General features: G+C 66.7%; 15 protein-coding genes. 4 read left to right on the top strand and 11 right to left on the bottom strand.

The genetic code is table 11. The annotated features are described in order from the left end of the window. Position 1 precedes the first annotated feature (1 nt). Together OR37_RS15100 and OR37_RS15095 are read right to left on the bottom strand one after the other, a co-directional pair. Complete coding sequence (locus OR37_RS15100) at positions 2 to 2,296, bottom strand: beta-N-acetylhexosaminidase (protein ID WP_035017502.1); 2,295 nt, start codon at positions 2,294 to 2,296, stop codon at positions 2 to 4. Positions 2,297 to 2,536: 240 nt separating this feature from the next. After that, positions 2,537 to 5,308, bottom strand: a complete 2,772-nt coding sequence (locus OR37_RS15095; RefSeq protein ID WP_004621675.1) for a TonB-dependent receptor — start codon at positions 5,306 to 5,308, stop codon at positions 2,537 to 2,539. A 127-nt stretch (positions 5,309 to 5,435) separates the two neighbouring features. On the opposite strand from OR37_RS15095, the gene OR37_RS21870 reads away from it, so the two are divergent. From OR37_RS21870 to nagA, 4 genes are all read left to right on the top strand, one after another. Continuing rightward, positions 5,436 to 5,504, top strand: a complete 69-nt coding sequence (locus OR37_RS21870; RefSeq protein WP_106404392.1) for a hypothetical protein — start codon at positions 5,436 to 5,438, stop codon at positions 5,502 to 5,504. 64 nt (positions 5,505 to 5,568) lie between these two features. Then, positions 5,569 to 6,312, top strand: coding sequence for a GntR family transcriptional regulator (locus OR37_RS15090; protein ID WP_004621673.1), 744 nt, complete (start codon positions 5,569 to 5,571; stop codon positions 6,310 to 6,312). A 43-nt stretch (positions 6,313 to 6,355) separates the two neighbouring features. Then, positions 6,356 to 7,429 carry an SIS domain-containing protein gene (locus OR37_RS15085; RefSeq protein ID WP_035017508.1) on the top strand — a complete coding sequence of 358 codons (1,074 nt, stop codon included), beginning with the start codon at positions 6,356 to 6,358 and terminating at the stop codon, positions 7,427 to 7,429. Continuing rightward, on the top strand, positions 7,429 to 8,565 hold the full coding sequence (gene nagA, locus OR37_RS15080; RefSeq protein ID WP_004621669.1) for an N-acetylglucosamine-6-phosphate deacetylase: 1,137 nt from the start codon (positions 7,429 to 7,431) through the stop codon (positions 8,563 to 8,565). Before OR37_RS15085 ends, nagA begins: the two co-directional genes overlap by 1 nt. An 87-nt stretch (positions 8,566 to 8,652) precedes the next feature. On the opposite strand, the gene OR37_RS15075 is transcribed toward nagA, so the two are convergent. From OR37_RS15075 to OR37_RS15035, 9 genes are all read right to left on the bottom strand, one after another. Next, a complete protein-coding gene (locus tag OR37_RS15075) occupies positions 8,653 to 11,748 on the bottom strand; it encodes a TonB-dependent receptor (protein ID WP_004621667.1) in 3,096 nt (1,031 codons plus the stop codon). Between the two features lie 277 nt (positions 11,749 to 12,025). Then, the gene (locus OR37_RS15070) at positions 12,026 to 12,496 is read right to left on the bottom strand and encodes a hypothetical protein (protein WP_004621666.1); all 471 of its coding nucleotides are present in this window, start codon (positions 12,494 to 12,496) and stop codon (positions 12,026 to 12,028) included. Continuing rightward, a complete protein-coding gene (locus tag OR37_RS15065) occupies positions 12,493 to 13,095 on the bottom strand; it encodes a response regulator (RefSeq protein WP_004621664.1) in 603 nt (200 codons plus the stop codon). Before OR37_RS15065 ends, OR37_RS15070 begins: the two co-directional genes overlap by 4 nt. A 5-nt stretch (positions 13,096 to 13,100) precedes the next feature. Next, positions 13,101 to 13,484: a hypothetical protein gene (locus tag OR37_RS15060; RefSeq protein WP_004621662.1), complete on the bottom strand. Its 384-nt coding sequence runs from the start codon at positions 13,482 to 13,484 to the stop codon at positions 13,101 to 13,103. Positions 13,485 to 13,489: 5 nt separating this feature from the next. Further along, positions 13,490 to 14,053, bottom strand: a complete 564-nt coding sequence (locus tag OR37_RS15055) for a chemotaxis protein CheD (protein WP_004621659.1) — start codon at positions 14,051 to 14,053, stop codon at positions 13,490 to 13,492. Then, the gene (locus OR37_RS15050; protein WP_004621657.1) at positions 14,050 to 14,439 is read right to left on the bottom strand and encodes a response regulator; all 390 of its coding nucleotides are present in this window, start codon (positions 14,437 to 14,439) and stop codon (positions 14,050 to 14,052) included. Before OR37_RS15050 ends, OR37_RS15055 begins: the two co-directional genes overlap by 4 nt. A 4-nt stretch (positions 14,440 to 14,443) precedes the next feature. Then, positions 14,444 to 15,478, bottom strand: coding sequence for a protein-glutamate methylesterase/protein-glutamine glutaminase (locus tag OR37_RS15045; RefSeq protein ID WP_004621655.1), 1,035 nt, complete (start codon positions 15,476 to 15,478; stop codon positions 14,444 to 14,446). Further along, positions 15,478 to 16,359, bottom strand: a complete 882-nt coding sequence (locus OR37_RS15040; RefSeq protein ID WP_004621652.1) for a CheR family methyltransferase — start codon at positions 16,357 to 16,359, stop codon at positions 15,478 to 15,480. The genes OR37_RS15045 and OR37_RS15040 overlap by 1 nt, the downstream gene beginning before the upstream one ends. Further along, positions 16,359 to 16,826, bottom strand: a complete 468-nt coding sequence (locus OR37_RS15035) for a chemotaxis protein CheW (protein WP_004621649.1) — start codon at positions 16,824 to 16,826, stop codon at positions 16,359 to 16,361. Before OR37_RS15035 ends, OR37_RS15040 begins: the two co-directional genes overlap by 1 nt. Between the last annotated feature and the right edge of the window lie 2 nt (positions 16,827 to 16,828).

The raw sequence follows: 16,828 nt of genomic DNA, 5'->3' as shown, positions 1-16,828 counted from the left end.
TCTAGTTCTGGGACGCTGCCGACGGCTTCACGGTCACGCGGTCGATCACCCAGAAAGGATCGACGCTCTTGGCGGTGAAGGTCAGGCAAAGATCGGTCTTGCCGGGACGCGCCGGCAGGCGGCCGGTGATGGTCGAGAGGCCGGGGTCGCGAGCGGCCTTGCCCAGCGGAATGGCGGCCAGACGTTCGCCCGAGCAGCCGGCGCGGATTTCCAGCTCGCCCTCGGGGGTCGCGGGGGCGCGCAACGGGATCCTGTCGCGATCCTGGCCGACCTGGAAGTTGAACGGGATCTGGCCGACGCGGGCGGTGATCAGCGCGCCCTTGTCCAGGCGGGCGCCCTCCCAGATCCAGCAGGGATTGAGGATGTCGACCTGGAAGCGGGCGCGCTTGTCGAAAGCGCGCGGGGCGTCATCGATCATCTTGATCGGCACCTTGTCGGTGCAGCTTTTCAGCTGGCCGCTGACCCGGGTCTGGAGCGCGATCGGATCGACGGTCACCGTCCGTTCGCGGCCCAGCGGCTTGCCGACGACGAAGGTGCGAGCCTTGACCACCGCGCCCTTGGGAGGAGCGATGGGCGCGGCGTAGACCGCCGAGGCCGCCGTCGGCGCCTTGCCGTCGGTCGTGTAGCGGACCTCGCCAACGGCCAGCGGATTGGCCAGGGCCAGCTGGACCGCGCCGCCTTCGGCTTGGCTCAGCGCCGTCAGCGGCTCGAACGGCACGGTGTCCGCGCTGACGCCGAGGATCTTCAGCCGCGCCATCTCGGCGGGCAGGCGTTGGGCGAAGTCGTCCCAACTGGCGGCGGCGTCGGGCGTCCAGCCGCGCTCGGCCAGGGCGATGGCGCGCGGGAAGACCATTTCTTCCACGAGCCGGTCGGTCTGCATGTGCTCGGTCCAGGCGTTGGCCTGGACACCCAGGATATGCTTGCGCTCGTCCGGGCTCAGCTGGGCCGGCGCCGGATCGAAGGCGTAGACGTCCTTCAGGCTGATCACCTTGCCGCGGCCGGTCGGCTCGTCGGGCGAGACGCTCTGGCGATTGTCGAGATAGAGGGTCGGGTGCGGGGACAGCACCGTGTCATGACCCTGCTTGGCCGCGGCGATGGCGCCGTCGACGCCCCGCCAGGACATCACGGTCGCGTTCGGCGCCAGACCGCCTTCCAGGATCTCGTCCCAGCCCACCAGGCGGCGGCCGCGCTTCTCCAGCGACCGGCCCACGCGCTGGATGAACCAGCTTTGCAGCGCGTGCTCGTCGGCGACGCCCAACGCTTTCATGCGGGCCTGGATCTTCGGATTGGCCTTCCACTGATCCTTGACCGCCTCGTCGCCGCCGACATGGATGAAGGTCGAGGGGAAGATGTCCATCACCTCGTTCAAGACGTCGTCGAGGAAGGCGAAGGTGGACTCGTCGATGTTGTAGATCCAGGGAAAGACGCCCCAGTCGCCCATATGACGAGCATCCGGCGCGGCCGAGCCCAGCTGGGGATAGGCCACGATCGACGCCAGGGCGTGGCCGGGCGTCTCGATCTCCGGCACGATGGTGACGTTGCGCGCGGCGGCGTAGGCGACCAGCTCACGCGCCTGGTCCTGGGTGTAGAAGCCGCCGTACTTGGGATAGGCGCGCGCGGCGCCCGGATCGACGCGCCAGGCGCCGACCTGTGTCAGCTTCGGGTACGTCTTGATCTCCAGCCGCCAACCCTGGTCGTCGACCAGATGCCAATGGAAGGTGTTGAGCTTGTGGGCCGCCATCACGTCGATGATCGCCTTGAGCGTCTCCAGCGACTGGACGTGGCGGGCGCTGTCGACCAGAAGCCCGCGCCAGGCGAAGCGCGGGGCGTCCTCGATCGACGCCGCCGGCAGGGCGACCGCGCCCTTGGCCTCGTCCGGCGTGGCCAGCTGCCACACCGACATGGCGCCATAGAACAGCCCGGCGCGCTGGGCCGCCGCGATGGTCACGCCCGTCGGCGCGATGTCGAGCCTGTAGGCCTCGCCGGCCGGTCCTTGGCGCGTGAAGACGATGGCGGCCTCGCCCGCCTTGGGCGCGCCCTCGACAACGAGCGGTCTGAAGCCTCGCGAGCGCTGGACAAGGTCGGCGAGTTGCGACGCCACGCCCTTGGCCTCGCGATCGCCCGGGGCGACGTGAATGCGGGTGGCCGCGGAAAGTTGGAAGGCCCCCTCGGCGCGAACCGCCTTGGCGGGCGCGGGGGTCAGGGTGAGGCCCGAACTCTCGCGAGCCTGGACCCCGGACGCGGCGGCCAGGACGATCGCCGAGAGAGCGGCGGTGCGGAGCGGGGTCATGATCACGCGGCCTCGCGGGAAATCGGCGACTGTAGCGGCGTCACAAAAAAGCGGGCGGGACAACCAGGCTGCCCCGCCCCAGCTCCAGGCTTGCGGTCAGGAGGGGATCTGTCGCGGTCGGCGCGGTCGAGGCGGGTCATCGGCTGATCCTGAACCAAGCCGCGCGCGATGCAAATTCATGCGCTTCCCAAAGAAGGGTCCGGGACCTCCGCCGAGGCGGGCGAAGGTCCCGGCGCGCCGGGAGGATTAGAACTTGAAGCGGACGCCGCCGAAGAAGGCCCGGCCGTTCTTGTAGAGACGGGCCGGACGGTTCGGGTCGTTGTCGTAGTAATCGGTCTGCTTCTCGTCGGTCAGGTTGGTCGCGTCGAAGTTCAGCGAGACGTTCTGGGTCACGTTGACGCTGACCGAGGCGTCCAGCGACTTCAGCGAGTCCGACCACAGCTGGCGGTAGCCGCGCTCGGCGTCGTAGTCGACGAAGAACTTGGACCGGTAGTTATAGGACAGGCGCGCGCTGACGCGGTCGTTTTCGTAGTAGCCGCTGACGTTGAAGGTGTGCTTCGAGGTCGACGGCACCGGCACGTTGCTGCTCGAGCTGGCGTCGGTATAGGCATAGTTGGCCAGCACGCCGAAGCCATAGGCCAGAGGCATCTGGAAGTTGACCTCGACGCCCTTGGTCTCGCCGCCCGACACGTTCACCGGACGCCCGACGCTGTAGTTACACGAGTAGAGGCCGGCGCTCTGGGCCACGCAGTTGTTGGCCGCGTTGAGCACGCGCGGGTCGGTCGCCGAGGCCTGCAGCGGCAGGCGTTCGACCGTCGCGCCCTGGACGATGTAGGTCGAGATGTCCTTGTAGAAGAAGTCGACCGCCAGGATGGCTTGCGGCTTGAAGTACCACTCCAGCGAGGCGTCGTACTGGTTGGCGCGGTACGGATCGAGCTTGGGGTTGCCGCCGGTGGCGGTCAGCAGCGACTCGGTCAGCGAGGTGAAGCCGGCCATCTGAGCGTAGTCGGGACGCGCCATCACGCGACCGGCGGCCAGACGCAGCACCACGTCGTCCTTGACGTCGAACGAGAAGTTCGCCGACGGCAGGATGTCGGTGTACTTCTTCGTCCCGGTGGTCTGGACCATCAGGCCGAAGGGATTGTTGATCGCGCCCGGGGTGCCCGCCGAGACGCCGACGCGCCAGGCCGTGGTCTCGATCTTGGTCTGCACGACGCGGACGCCGACATTGCCGCGCCAGTTGTCGCCCTTCAGATTGCCCATGGCGTAGCCGCCGAAGGTCTTTTCGTTGAAGGTGAAGCTTTCCAGCGGACCGAAGTGGTCGCAATTGACCAGGCCGATACAGCCGCCGACATTGGGATTGTTCGGGTCATAGACCGTCGCCGCGCCCATGCCCTTGTAGATGGCCTCGATCTTGTTCTTGTCGGCCGTCAGGTACGAGCTGAGGACGCCCGCGGTCTTGATGCCGTCCAGATAGTCGCCCGGCGTAACGCCGCCGGCCACATCGGCCAGGGTGCAGGGGTGGCCGTTGCAGGCGGTGGCGCCGAACAGGGCGCGGCGCTGGCCATAGGTCTGGGTCACGTCGCGATCGTGGTCGGTGTACTTCAGGCCGAACGCGATCGACTTGAAGGCGCCGGCGTCCACGAAGCGCTCGCCGTCGACGAAGGTGTAGAACTCGTCGTCGGTGTTGACGGTCGTATTGGCCGAGGCCCAGCCCAGCGGCATCGTATCGCTGGCGGTCGTCGGATTGATGTTGGTGAACGACACCTTCGGCACGCCGCCCGAGAGGTCATAGCTCAGACCGGTCGGGGCGTTGGTTTCCCAGAACGGCTGCAGGTCGGTGGCGCCCTTGGCCTTGGTGTAGCCGACGCGGCCGTGCAGCTTCCAATCGTCGTTGGGACGATAGACGCCGTCGAAGTCGATCGAGCCCACATTGGTATGGGCCAGGCGGTCGATGGCGTCGAACACCACGCCGTTGCCGCCGACCGCGTTGAAGTTGCCGGCCACGGCGGTGCCGTTGTCGGCCTTGGTCACGTTGAACTGCGAGCCGGGCGTGCCCAGGGCGCCGATCTTCTGGCTGACCCAGGCCATGTAGTTCTGATTGAAGTTGTCGGCGTCCATCTTGGAATAGAGGCCGGTGACGTTGATATCGATTTTGTCGTTGGGCGAGTACTGGACGCCGAAGTTCAGACCTTTGCGCTCGCGGGTCTGGGTGAACAGCGACGAGCCGATCAGGCTGGGCGCGATCAAGGTCTGACCGGCCGGGATGCCGGTGATGTTGCTTCCGGTCCCCGAGGCGTTGCTGACCGGCTGATAGCCCAGCACCTCGATGCCGTCGCGACGGATGCGACGCTTGTCATAGATGCCGCCGACCAGCACGCCGAACGTCTTGTCGGCGTTGTGCCAGCTAAGCATGGCCGAGGCGGTCGGGTCGGTATTGCCCGACTTTTCGTCATGGAAGGCCTGGATCGAACCCGAGACGCTGAGCGGCGCCAGGTCCAGCGGGTTGCGCGTGTGAACATTGACCGTGCCGCCGACGCCGCCTTCGTCGATATTGGCGACCGGGCTCTTGAAGACCTCGACCTTGCCGACGATTTCCGACGGCAGCATCAGATAGTTGAAGCTGCGGCTGGCCTTCAGCTGGTCGAGAATGAACCAGTCGGCCGTGGCGACCGAGTGACCGTTCAACAGGGTGCGGTTCAGGGTGGGCGCGGCGCCGCGGATCGAGATTCGCTCGCCTTCGCCGAACTCGCGCTGGATGGTCACGCCCGGGACGCGCTGCAGCGATTCCGCGACGTTCTTGTCCGGGAACTTGCCGATATCTTCAGCGGTGATGACGTCGATGACGGCGTCGGCGTTACGCTTGGCCTGAACCGAGGCCTGCAACGAGGCGCGAATGCCGGTGACGACGACTTCATCGACCGTGTTGGCCTTATCCTGGGCCATGGCCGGCGCGGCCATGACCACCGCCAGCGCGGAGGCCGACGTAGACAGAAGGATTTTGTGGAATGCGTTCATAACTCGGCTTCTCCCCATTTTTTGCCGGGCCATCGAGCCCGGAGCCGAACCCCTAAAGCCCAATTTGATACCAATTTTCCGGGAGGTTCCGCAGAAAGTGGCGCTTCTCAGGCCTCGGGAGGGAACTGTGACGGAAATTTTTCGGATGACAAGGCCAAAAAGAAACCAATTGCAGACCATGTTCTTATTGGTATGAAAATGGTCATATGCTATCGACGAGAGCGCGCGGCGCCGAGGATTTGCGCGGGGAGGATCGAAGGGTGACGTTCGCGGACCGGATTGGAAGGCTCGACGCCGCCGGCGATCACGCGCCGCTCTACAAGCAACTGCAGCGCGCTTTGCGCGAGGCGATCCAGAAGAAGGTGCTGTCGCCCGACGACGCCCTGCCCGCGGAGCGCGACCTGGCCGACGAGTTCAAGATCTCGCGCATCACCGTGCGCAAAGCTCTGGACGGCCTGGTCAGCGAAGGCCTGCTGACCCGCCGCCAGGGCGCGGGCACCTTCGTCGCCGCCCGGGTCGAGAAGAGCTTTTCGAAGCTCTCGTCCTTCACCGAGGACATGATCTCGCGCGGCCGCGTGCCGCGTAGCGAATGGATCAGTCGCGCCGAAGGCCAGGTGACTCCCGAGGAGTCGCTGACCCTGGGCCTGTCGCCCGGCACCCCGGTCTATCGCTTCGCCCGGATCCGCTACGCCGATGGAGCGCCGATGGCCGTCGAGTACACCACCATCGCCGCCTTCGCCCTGCCCTCGACGGAGGTGGTCGGCACCTCGCTGTACGAGGCGCTGGAGACGACCGGGCATCGGCCCGTGCGCGCCTTGCAGCGGCTACGCGCGGTGCTGTTCCAGGCCGAACAGGCCGACCTGCTGGGCGTTCCCGTCAAGGACGCGGGCCTGCTGATCGAGCGACGCGGCTTCCTGCGGGACGGCCGGGCCGTGGAGGTCACGCAATCCTATTACCGCGGCGACGCCTACGACTTCGTTGCGGAACTGAATTCCCTGTCCTGAGACCGTCGGCGCGCCGTTGGCGCCGAAGCGTTTGGAGTTGAACTTGGAGGCGACCTTGACCCGTCCTGAGACCCCCGCCCCGGGGCGGCTGTCGCCCGAATCCACCCGGATGTTCCTGGAAGCCGGCCAGGCCTCGGGCGTCGTCGCCGCCCAGTTGGCCGCCAACGCGCGCAAGATCGAGGCCCTGGCCGAGCGCTTGCGCGAAAACCCGCCGCGCGTCGTCGTCACCTGCGCCCGAGGCAGCAGCGACCATGCCGCCACCTTCGGCCGCTATCTGATCGAGACCAAGGCCGGCGTCCTGACCTCGTCGGCCGGCCTGTCGGTCAGCTCGGTCTACGACGCCTCGCCCAACCTGGAGGGCGCGCTCTATCTGGCCATCTCGCAATCGGGCAAGAGCCCGGACCTGCTGGCCGCCGTCCGCGCCGCCAAGGCCGCCGGCGCCTATACCGTGGCCCTGGTCAACGTCACGGACTCCCCCCTGGCCGAACTGGCCGACGAGGTAATTCCGCTGCACGCCGGTCCCGAGCGCTCGGTCGCCGCCACCAAGTCCTATATCGCGGCGCTGGCGGCCCTGGTCCAACTGATCGCCGCCTGGACCGAGGACGCCGAACTGACGGAGGCGCTGGCCAGCCTGCCGACCGCCCTGGCCCAGGCCTGGGCTCTGGACTGGACGCCCGCCGTCGAGCGGCTGAAGCTGGCGCGGAACCTCTATGTCCTGGGACGCGGCGTCGGCTTCGGCGCCGCCCTGGAGGCCGCGTTGAAGTTCAAGGAGACCTGCGGCCTGCACGCCGAGGCCTTCAGCGCCGCCGAGGTGTTGCATGGCCCGATGGCCTTGGTGAAGGACGGCTTCCCGGCGCTGGTCTTCGCCCAGAGCGACGAGAGCCGCGAAAGCGTCGACGAAATGGCCAAGGGCCTGCGCGATCGCGGCGCCGATGTGCTATTGGCGGCGCCGGGGGAAGAAGGCCCGGGCGTCCTGCCCAGCCTGTCGCTTCATCCCGTCCTCGAGCCGGTGCTGATGATCCAGAGCTTCTATCGCATGGCCAACGCGCTGTCGGTCGCGCGTGGCTACGACCCCGACAGCCCGCCGCACCTCAACAAGGTGACCGAAACCGTCTGATGCTGGCCGCGCTTTTCAACGGCCGCGTCCTGACGGACGCCGGCGTCGTCGACGGCAAGGCCGTCCTGATCCGGAACGGCAAGATCGCCGGCCTCGTCGACACGGCCCAGATCCCGTCGGAGGCGGAACGCCGCGACCTGGACGGCGGCCTGCTGGTCCCGGGGTATATCGACACTCAGGTCAATGGCGGCGGCGGCGTTCTGTTCAACGACTCACCGACCGTGGAGGCGATCGCCGCCATCGGCGCGGCTCATCGCCGCTATGGCACGACGGGCTTCCTGCCGACCCTGATCAGCGATGACCTTTCCGTCGTCGACCAAGCCCTGCGCGCCACGGAACAGGCCATCGCCCAAGGCGCGCCAGGCGTATTGGGCATCCATATCGAGGGCCCGTTCCTCAGCCCCAAGCGCAAGGGCATCCATGACGCCGACAAGTTCCGCGTCATCGACGACGAAGCCCTGGCGCTGCTGTCCTCGCTGAAGGTCGGCAAGACCCTGGTCACCTTGGCCCCCGAACGGACCACGCCCGAGATGATCCAGCGCCTGGCCTCGGCCGGCGTCCGGGTCGCGGCCGGCCACACCAACGCCCTGTACAAGACCATGCGACAGGCGCTGGACCACGGCCTCACCGGCGTGACGCACCTGTTCAACGCCATGTCGCCGCTGACCAGCCGCGAGCCGGGCGTGGTCGGGGCGGTGCTGGAGAACCAGACGGCCTGGGCCGGCCTTATCGTCGACGGCCGCCACGTCGAACCCGCCACGTTGCGGATCGCCCTGCGGACCCGGCCGCTGGATCGCTTCATGCTGGTCACCGACGCCATGCCGACCGTCGGCATGACCGACAAGAGTTTCGACCTTCAGGGCCGCCACATCCGCGTCGTCGACGGGGTCTGTGTCGACGACCACGGCACCCTGGCCGGCTCGGACCTCGACATGGCCAGCGCGGTGCGCAACGCCACGCGGATGCTGGACCTCTCGCTGGAAGAGGCGGTGATGATGGCCTCGGCCGCCCCCGCCGCGTTCCTGGGCCTGGATGGCCAGCGCGGCCGGATCGCGCCCGGACTAGCCGCGGACCTTTGCCTGCTGGACGATGAGTTGAACGTCACGGCCACGTGGATCGACGGGGTTTCGTCCTAAAGATGGAATTCAATCAATAGGCCGAGATAGAAAAAGGGCGCTGGCCTCGCGGTCAGCGCCCCTTCTTTATTCAATTCAGACCGAAGTCTAGAACTTGTACTTCACGCCCAGATAGAACTGGCGCCCGTAGTGCGTGTACTCTTCCGAGGCCTGACGCACCGAGTCGTCGATCTTGCTGTCGGCCTGGTCGGTCAGGTTGATCATTTCCAGCGTCACCGTGAACTTCTTGAGCTGGTAGCTGATCTGCGAGTCCAGGTTGAAGGTCTTCTGCTTGGTCCGGATGTCGTTGTTGTTGGTCGCCGACGGCGCCACCTGGATCAGGTACGGGTCGCGATACGAGCCCGAGATGCGCGCCTTCAGCGGACCGTTCTCGTAGTAGAGCGTGGCGTTGAAGGCGTTGGGCGACAGGTTGATCAGCGGCTGGGTCAGCAGCACGGCCGGCTTGGTCTGAACGCGCGGACCGCCCGGCGTGGCCTGGGTGAAGGTCGGCTGAGCGATCACGTACTGGATGTCGCTCTGGACGTGCGTGTAGTTCAGGATGGCGCCGAACTTGTCGAACGGAGCCGGCAGGAAGCTGAACGGCTTCTGGGCGCTCAGCTCCAGGCCGCGCAGCTTGCCGCCCTGGCTGTTGACCTGGGTGGTGACCAGGAATTGCGTGTCCACGGTATTGCCGTTCGACAACAAGCTGGTGGGCAGGCCCGTCTCCGAATAGGGCAGCGTCACCGCCAGCTGCTGGATGTAGGACTTGATGTCCTTCTGGAAGACGCCGGCCGACAGCAGGGTTTCCTTGTCCGGATACCATTCAAACGTCAGGTCCAGATTGTTGGACAGCATCGGCGCGAGGTCGGGATTGCCGCGCGTCACCGTCTGGGCCGACTGGCTGATCGAGGTATAGCCGGGCGTGAGGTTCTGCAGTTGCGGACGCGTCATGGTCTTGGCGGCCGCGAACCGGACGTAGAAGTTGTCGAACGGCTGGGCGGCGAGGTTCAGGGCCGGCAGGGTGTTGGTGTACTGGCGGCTGACCGTCTGCACGCCGTCCGTGGCGACCTGCTCGGACAGATTGCCGAACGGCGTCGCCACCGTCACCGTCGTGTTGCCGGCGTTATAGTGACCCAGGGCGCTCTGCTCGGTCTTCACCCAGCGCACGCCGAAGTTGCCGCGCACCGGGATGTTGAAGATGTCGTAGTCGAAGTCGCCTTGCAGATAGAAGGCGGTGTCCTTCTCGGTGATCGCGCGGACGGCGCCCAGCTGGTTCACGGTGCTGAGGCGGAAGTCGCCGTTGGCGTTGATGCAGTTGCAGTCATAGCCGATCGCGGCCTTCAGCTTGTCGAGATCGGGCGCGAGCCACGAGGTCGGCACGCCGGCGGGCAAGTCCAGCCCGCGTCCGAAGCCGCTGATCACGCGCGAGACGTTGGCGATCGACACGCCCGCGGGCAGGGCGAAGCCCGCTTCGGCGGTGAAGGTCGTGCCCGTGCTGGACAGGTTGCGCGAATACAGGCGCTGCTCCCACGACGAGAAGCCGTATTCCTTGTAGTCGCCGCCATAGCGCAACTTGAAGCCGTTCAGGATCTCGTAGTCGACGTCGGCGCGGAACGTCTTGAAGGTGTTGGTCGCCTTGCTGGGACGCATCCGCAGCAGCGACGGGTCGCCCAGGGCGGCGCTGGGGCTGTAGGTCCAGTTGGCCGGATTGGTCGGGTCGAAGCCGTAGTTGAAGCTCGGCAGCTTGTCGTTCTTCGAATAGTCGTAGCTGTAGCCGTCGGTGTCGTAGCGGTCGAACGAGAAGGTCGTCTGAACCGGGTTCGACTGGATCGACCGCGACTGGCCGTAGATCGCGTTGAAGTGGCCGCGCTCGCCGAACTTGGTGTCGTAGGTCAGGGTGAACTGATTGAACTCGGTCTTCAGGTCGTCGTGGCGATACTCGACGCGAGCGTCGACGTCGTCGAACGTGCCCTTGATCAGGTTGCCCTTGCTGTCGGCCTGGAAGTTGACCACGTCGGTTTGCGGCAGGCCCGCGCCGGGACGGCTGAACGAGATGACTTCCAGATAGGTCTCGTCGCGGTTGTTGGTGAAATTGGCCACCAGCGCGTCGAGGGTCAGGGTCGAGCGGTCGTTCGGCTTCCATTGCAGCGAACCGGTCACGCCCAGGCGCTTCTGATCGTACTGCAGGCGGCCATAGCGCGGAATGCGCGGGTGCCAGAGGTTGTTGGCCGTGCCGGCGGCCGCGCCGCTCGGCGCGCTGGTGCTGGCCGTCGTCTGGCCGATCTGCGAGCAGCTGAGCGGCGGGCCGCTCACCGGATTATAGACGCCGGGAGACTTGGGGCCGGTCGCGCTGGTGTCCGGGCAGCCCGAGCCGGCCAGGCTGGTGGTGCTGGACCAGAACGGGAACGCGGTCGACGAGTTGAACGGCACCGACGGGTTTTCCCAGCGGCCGGTCGAGGAGCCCTCTTCCAGGGTCTTGCGCTGAGCGTAGGCCACGGAAATCAGAGCGCCCACTTCACCGATGCCGGTGTCCCAGCGATTGCTGGCCAGGAAGGTGAAGCGAGGGTCGCTCTTACGCGACAGATCATTCCAGCCGATCTTGGCGCCCATCGACAGGGCCGGACCGCTGAAGTCGAACGGGCGCGAGGCCTGCATGTCGATGATCGCGCCCAGCGAGCCTTCCTCGTTCATGGCCGAGCTCGATTTGCGGACCGTGATGCTGTTGAACAGTTCGGAGGCGAAGATCGAGAAGTCGAACTGACGGCCGCGGTTGGCGCCGCCCGAGGTGTCCTTGCCGCCGGTGGTGGCCAGGGCCTCCAGGCCATTCAGGCGCACGACGGTGAAGTCGGGACCCAGGCCCCGAACGGTGATCGTGCGGCCTTCGCCGCCGTCGCGGTCGATCGACACGCCCGGCACGCGCTGCAGCGACTCGGCCAGGTTCAGATCGGGAAAGTCGGCGATGTCCTGGGCCTTGATGACGTCGACCAGGTCGTTCTCGCGACGCTTGATGTCGAGGGCGTTGGCCAGCGAGGCGCGGAAGCCGGTCACCACGACCGCTTCGATCTGGTCTTCGGCTGGAGCCGGCGATGAAGCTGGGGTCGTCTGGGCCGACGCGCCGCCGGCGAACACCATCGCCAGGGCCAGGGCGCCGCCGGAGACGCCGTACTGCAGGGCGCGCACGCGTCCCTTGGTAGTCTTGGACATAGAACCTCCTCCCGTATCGACCATTGGACGGCGACGTCGCCGCCGCCTTGGCCTTCGTTTCGGTCCCGCGTCCTTCCCGCGACACCGCCCCCGGCCTTATGAAGTCTTCATTTTTGATACCGGTGTCATATCCAGACCATGGCGTGTGACACCGGTGGCACTCTTGCTAACAAAGCCCGAGACCACTCACAAGGCCACAAAACGGTCACAGGGATTCGAGTCGTACCGCGCGTTGCGTTTCCGACACAGAGCGGCGTTCTGTCACAGGGACGGGGCGTCAGCCCTCGTCGGGTCGGTGACGACTGACTTGATGGAGGCCGGCCAGCATCGCCTCGCGCTGCTCGGCGGGCAGTTGGGCCCCGATCGAACGCAGCAGGCGCAGGGCGTTGAGATGGACGTCGACGGCGTCCCAGCGCCAGGCGCCGCTCTCGGCGAAACCATCGACCAGACCACAGAGCGACACAGCCGCCCGATCGATTCCGACGTCCGAGACGAAGATGCTGACGTCGATGATGCGCGAACTCAGGATGTAGAGGGCCTCGAAGCTCTCGGCGTCCCGGCCCTCCGCCCCCTTGCCGAAGCGGCGTTCCATCTCCGCGATCGTGGCGTCCAGATTCGCCAGCGACGACTCGCGCAGGCTCTCGACCCCGGCCTCGGCCGCGGCGATCGCGTCCTTGGCCAGGATTCCACCCCGCTCCTTGATCATCTTGGCCAGGCGGTTCGGCGGCTGAAACTTGCGGACGGTCATATCTGCACCTTCGCTGGGCGCATCATGTTGGCAATCTCGTCGTCCGACATGTTGGGCGTCTGCGCCTCGCCCACCTCCGCCGGTAGATCGTCTTTCCGCCGCCCGTCCGTTCCCGGCGGGGGCCCTTCGTGCTTGAAGCGACGATCAGGTCCTATGTAGGTCTCGCATTCGATAAACTGCCGATCCTCGCGGGCAACCCAAAAAATGCGCTCGAGGAGCACCTTGGGGGTGATCGGCTTGGCCACGACGTAGTTCGAACCCGCGTCCCGCAGCTTGAAGATCTGGGTGGTGCGGGTGTGGCCGGTGACCAGGATGACCGGCACATAGCGATTGGTCTCGCCGCCTTCCCGCCTGAGCCATTCGATGAACTCGATGCCGTCGGTGACGGGCATCTGCACATCGCTGATGACGAGATCGAAGGTCTTGGTGCGGATCAGGCTCTGAGCGTCGACGACGCTCTCGGCGCGATGCATCTGCTTGACCCCGAACCCGGCCACGACCTGGGAAAGGATATCGAGGGACGCGCCGTTGTCGTCGAGAACGAGCACGGTGGCCCGTTCGAGATTGATACGCTGCGAGGGGAGAAGGGCTTCGGTCATCAGCCCTAGAAGAAATCGAGTTCGCCAGGATCGGCGGCGCCGTCCGGACGCTCCTCGGCGCGCAGCCTGACGACCATGTCGGCCAGACCCAGGCCGCTGAGCAGCGGGTCGATCGAGACATTCCATTCGCCCGAGGCGTGGTGGCCAATGCGCTCGAGCACCTCGGACAAGCCGTGCAGCCGTTGGCTCAGTTCATCCAGCGCCTGCAAGCGGCTCAGATTGGCCAGCGTGGCGCCGCCCTTGGCCAGGTCGCCGGCCAGGTGCTCGCAGTCGCGACATATGGCGGCGGCCGAGGCCAGCTCCGCCGCCAGGCGCCGCGACAGCTCGCCGACCGGGAGATGGTTCTCGGCGGGGACGGTCGACGGCGAAGGCAGCGGCGCGGCGCTCATGATGGTTAGAACAGATCGACGTCGCCGCTGGAGGCGGCGGGCATCGGCGGCGGAACGGGACGACGGACGTCCTGCGGCGCGTTGTCCACGGCCACCAGGCGCTGGCGCACCCGGCCGGAGGTCGGCCAAAACTCGACGCGTCGGGCCGAGACCCCGCCGGTGCTGGACGACACGATCGGAATGCCTTCGTCGCGCAGAAACCGCTCGGCGAAGGCCGAGTTGCTGGCGCCGACGTCGGAGAGCCCGTCGAACAGCTTGGCCCCGCCGAAGATCTTGGCCTCCAGACGCTCACGGCGCGCGCCGCGCTTCAGAAGGTCGTTGATCAGCAGTTCCATGGCGTAGGCGCCATAGCGGACCGCGTCGCCGCCGCGGCCGTCGCCGGCGTCGGGCAGCAGGAAGTGGTTCATGCCGCCCACGCCCGCCTGGGGGTCGCGGATGCACGCGGCGATGCACGAGCCCAGCACGGTGGTCATGACCACGTTGGGGTCGGTCGACACATGGCTTTCGCCCTGGGTCACGTGGACCTTGGTCGCCCGTTCGAGGTCGTCGTTGGGGGAGATGTGCGTCATGTCAGCTGTCCGAACACCTGTTCGATCTTCTCCCTCAAGCCCTGCACGGTGAAGGGCTTGACGCAGTAGTTGTTGACCCCGAACTGCACGGCGCGCTGGACCAGCTCACGGTCGGCGCGTCCCGTCAGCATGACGAAGGCGGTCTGGCGGATCGGCGGGTGCGACCGCACGGCGCGCAGCAGCGCCAGACCGTCCATCTTCGGCATGTTGAAGTCCGAGATGACGAGATTGGCGGGCTTGGCCAGGAGGTTCTTCAGAGCCTCCTCGCCATCGGGCGCCTCGCGGATGTCCTTGAAACCGATCTGCTGGAGGGCGTTTCGGATCAGGGCGCGCATGGTCAACTGATCGTCGACCACGAGAACGGAGATGGAGCTTGCTTGGGGCATGGGTTCATCGCCTCGCGGAGGCCAGATCGAGAATGGACTGGCCCATGGAGGACAGGGAAACCTGCTTCTCCACCGCGCCAATTTCGAAAGCGGCCCGGGGCATGCCGTAGACGACGCACGAGGCCTCGTCCTGGCCGAGGGTCTTGGCGCCCGCCTTGCGCATCGCCAGGAGACCCTGAGCGCCGTCGCGGCCCATGCCGGTCAGGATGACCCCGACCGCCTTGTCGCCGACCGCGTTGGCCACCGAGTTGAACAGAACGTCCACCGATGGGCGGTGGCCGCTAACCGGATCGCCCTGGACCAGGCGGCAGCGCAGACCGGCAGAGCGAACGACCTCCAGGTGCGCCACGCCGCCGGGGGCGACATAAATCTTGCCGGGCTCCAGCAGGGCGCCGTCCGTGGCCTCCTGCACCTTGGCGCCGCTGGAACGATCCAGGCGCGCGGCGAAGCTGGCGGTGAAGGTCGCCGGCATGTGCTGGGTGATCACCGTCGGCGGGCAGGTCTCGGGGAACAGGGTGACGATCGACAGCAGGGCTTCCACCCCGCCGGTCGACGACCCGATCGCCACGATGTCGCCAGAGGGCATGAAATCCTTGCGGCGCGTGGGCGCGGCGCTGGGCGCGGCGCCGGCGTTGGTGCGGACCGAGGCGCGAGCCGCGATCTTCACCTTGGCGACGATTTCGGCCAGGGCCTCCTGAGTGCCGGTGGCGTCGGCGGGCTTGCCCACGCAATCCACCGCGCCCAGTTCCAGGGCCCGCAGCGTCATTTCCGCGCCGGCCTGGGTCAGGGTCGAGACCATGACCACCGGCATCGGCCGCAGGCGCATGATCTTCTCGAGGAACTCGATGCCGTTCATGTTCGGCATCTCGATATCCAGGGTGACGACGTCGGGATTCAAGGCCTTGATCATGCCCCGGGCCTCGAACGGGTCGCCGGCGCCGCCCACGACCTCGATACCCGGATCACGATTGAGGGCCGCGGAAATCAGGCTCCGCATCGTGGCGGAGTCGTCGACGACGAGAACTCGTATCTTGCTCATCAGTGTCCGACCTTACGATAGGCGGTCAGGCCGCAGCTCTCGAACGCGGTGATCGAGGCGCCAACGCGCTCGGAATGGCCGACATACAGACGCCCGCCCGGCGCGACGAGCGGCGCGAAGCGGCTCCAGACGCGTTCCTGGGTAGGTTCATCGAAGTAGATCACGACATTCCGGCAGAAGATGGCGTCGAACGGTCCCTTCATAGGCCACGACGGACCGTTGAGATTCAGTTCACGGAAGGCCACCAGGCTTCGGGCGGCTTCGCAGACCCGCCAGTTGCGACGATCGGAAGGGTCCCGCTCGAAGTATTGGCCGCGCGCGGCGGCGGGGATGCCTTCCAGCAAGCTTTCGTCGTAGACGGCCGCGCGCCCGGTCGCGAGCACGTTGGTGTCGATGTCCGTGCCGAGGATCCGGATGTCGAGGTTCGCGGCGTCGGGCCACACCGAAAGCACGGTGAAGGCCATCGAGTAGGGCTCTTGGCCCGACGAGCTGGCGGCCGACCACAGACGCAGGCGACGGCCGGCGCGCACTTGGTCGGCGATCGGCTCCAGCACATTGGCGCGCAGATCGTCGAAATGGTGCGGCTCGCGGAAGAAGCGCGTGACGTTGGTGGTCAACGCCCGGAGCATCTCCTGGATCTCGTCGTGGCCCTTGTCGCTGGACACGAAGGCGCAGTAGTCGCTGAACGACCGCAGGCCCAGGGTCCGCAGGCGCTTGGCGAGACGCGAATAGACCAGCGTCGCCTTGCTGTCGGGCAGGCTGATGCCCGCCAGATCGTAGAGCAGCGCGGCGATGCGCTTGAAGTCCTGGGACGTGAACGCGAACTCGCCATCGACGATGGGATCGCGGCGGTCCGAAACGGAGGGAGAAGCCAAGGTCATCAGGCGGCCATGGCCTCGCGTTCCGGCAGGATGCGGTCCAGCGAGATCTCGCTGATCATGCGACCCTCGATCGAGATGATGCCGCGCACGAAGTTGCGGACGGCGTCGCAGGCCATGTCGGGGGTCGGCTGGATCATGCCGTCATTGATCGACAGGATGTCGGACACCGCGTCGACCAGCAGACCGACCGTGCGGTCGCCGGCCTTGACCACGATGAAGACGCTGCGGACGGTCGGTTCGATCACCGACATGCCCAGGCGCGCCGCCAGGTCCATGATCGGCAGGACCGCGCCGCGCAGGTTGATGACGCCGCGCATGAAGCTGGGCGACTGCGGAAGCACGGTCGCCGGGCTCCAGCCGCGGATCTCGCGAACGGCCATGATGTCGACGCAGTATTCCTGCTCGCCCACGCGGAAGGAAATCAGTTCCCGGCGGTCAGCGCCGGTGGCGGTGGCATGGTCGGTCATGA

The organism is Caulobacter vibrioides OR37 (genome assembly GCF_000372645.1).
Taxonomy (GTDB): Bacteria; Pseudomonadota; Alphaproteobacteria; order Caulobacterales; family Caulobacteraceae; genus Caulobacter; species Caulobacter vibrioides_E.
This window is presented reverse-complemented; position numbering and strand designations above follow the sequence as displayed.

Excerpts from the sequence above, each read along its gene's own strand:
- OR37_RS15095 (WP_004621675.1), bottom strand. The coding sequence starts at position 5,308 with ATGAACGCATTCCACAAAATCCTTCTGTCTACGTCGGCCTCCGCGCTG.
- nagA (WP_004621669.1), top strand. The coding sequence starts at position 7,429 with ATGCTGGCCGCGCTTTTCAACGGCCGCGTCCTGACGGACGCCGGCGTC.
- OR37_RS15075 (WP_004621667.1), bottom strand. The coding sequence starts at position 11,748 with ATGTCCAAGACTACCAAGGGACGCGTGCGCGCCCTGCAGTACGGCGTC.
- OR37_RS15070 (WP_004621666.1), bottom strand. The coding sequence starts at position 12,496 with ATGACCGTCCGCAAGTTTCAGCCGCCGAACCGCCTGGCCAAGATGATC.
- OR37_RS15065 (WP_004621664.1), bottom strand. The coding sequence starts at position 13,095 with ATGACCGAAGCCCTTCTCCCCTCGCAGCGTATCAATCTCGAACGGGCC.
- OR37_RS15060 (WP_004621662.1), bottom strand. The coding sequence starts at position 13,484 with ATGAGCGCCGCGCCGCTGCCTTCGCCGTCGACCGTCCCCGCCGAGAAC.
- OR37_RS15055 (WP_004621659.1), bottom strand. The coding sequence starts at position 14,053 with ATGACGCACATCTCCCCCAACGACGACCTCGAACGGGCGACCAAGGTC.
- OR37_RS15050 (WP_004621657.1), bottom strand. The coding sequence starts at position 14,439 with ATGCCCCAAGCAAGCTCCATCTCCGTTCTCGTGGTCGACGATCAGTTG.
- OR37_RS15045 (WP_004621655.1), bottom strand. The coding sequence starts at position 15,478 with ATGAGCAAGATACGAGTTCTCGTCGTCGACGACTCCGCCACGATGCGG.
- OR37_RS15040 (WP_004621652.1), bottom strand. The coding sequence starts at position 16,359 with ATGACCTTGGCTTCTCCCTCCGTTTCGGACCGCCGCGATCCCATCGTC.
- OR37_RS15035 (WP_004621649.1), bottom strand. The coding sequence starts at position 16,826 with ATGACCGACCATGCCACCGCCACCGGCGCTGACCGCCGGGAACTGATT.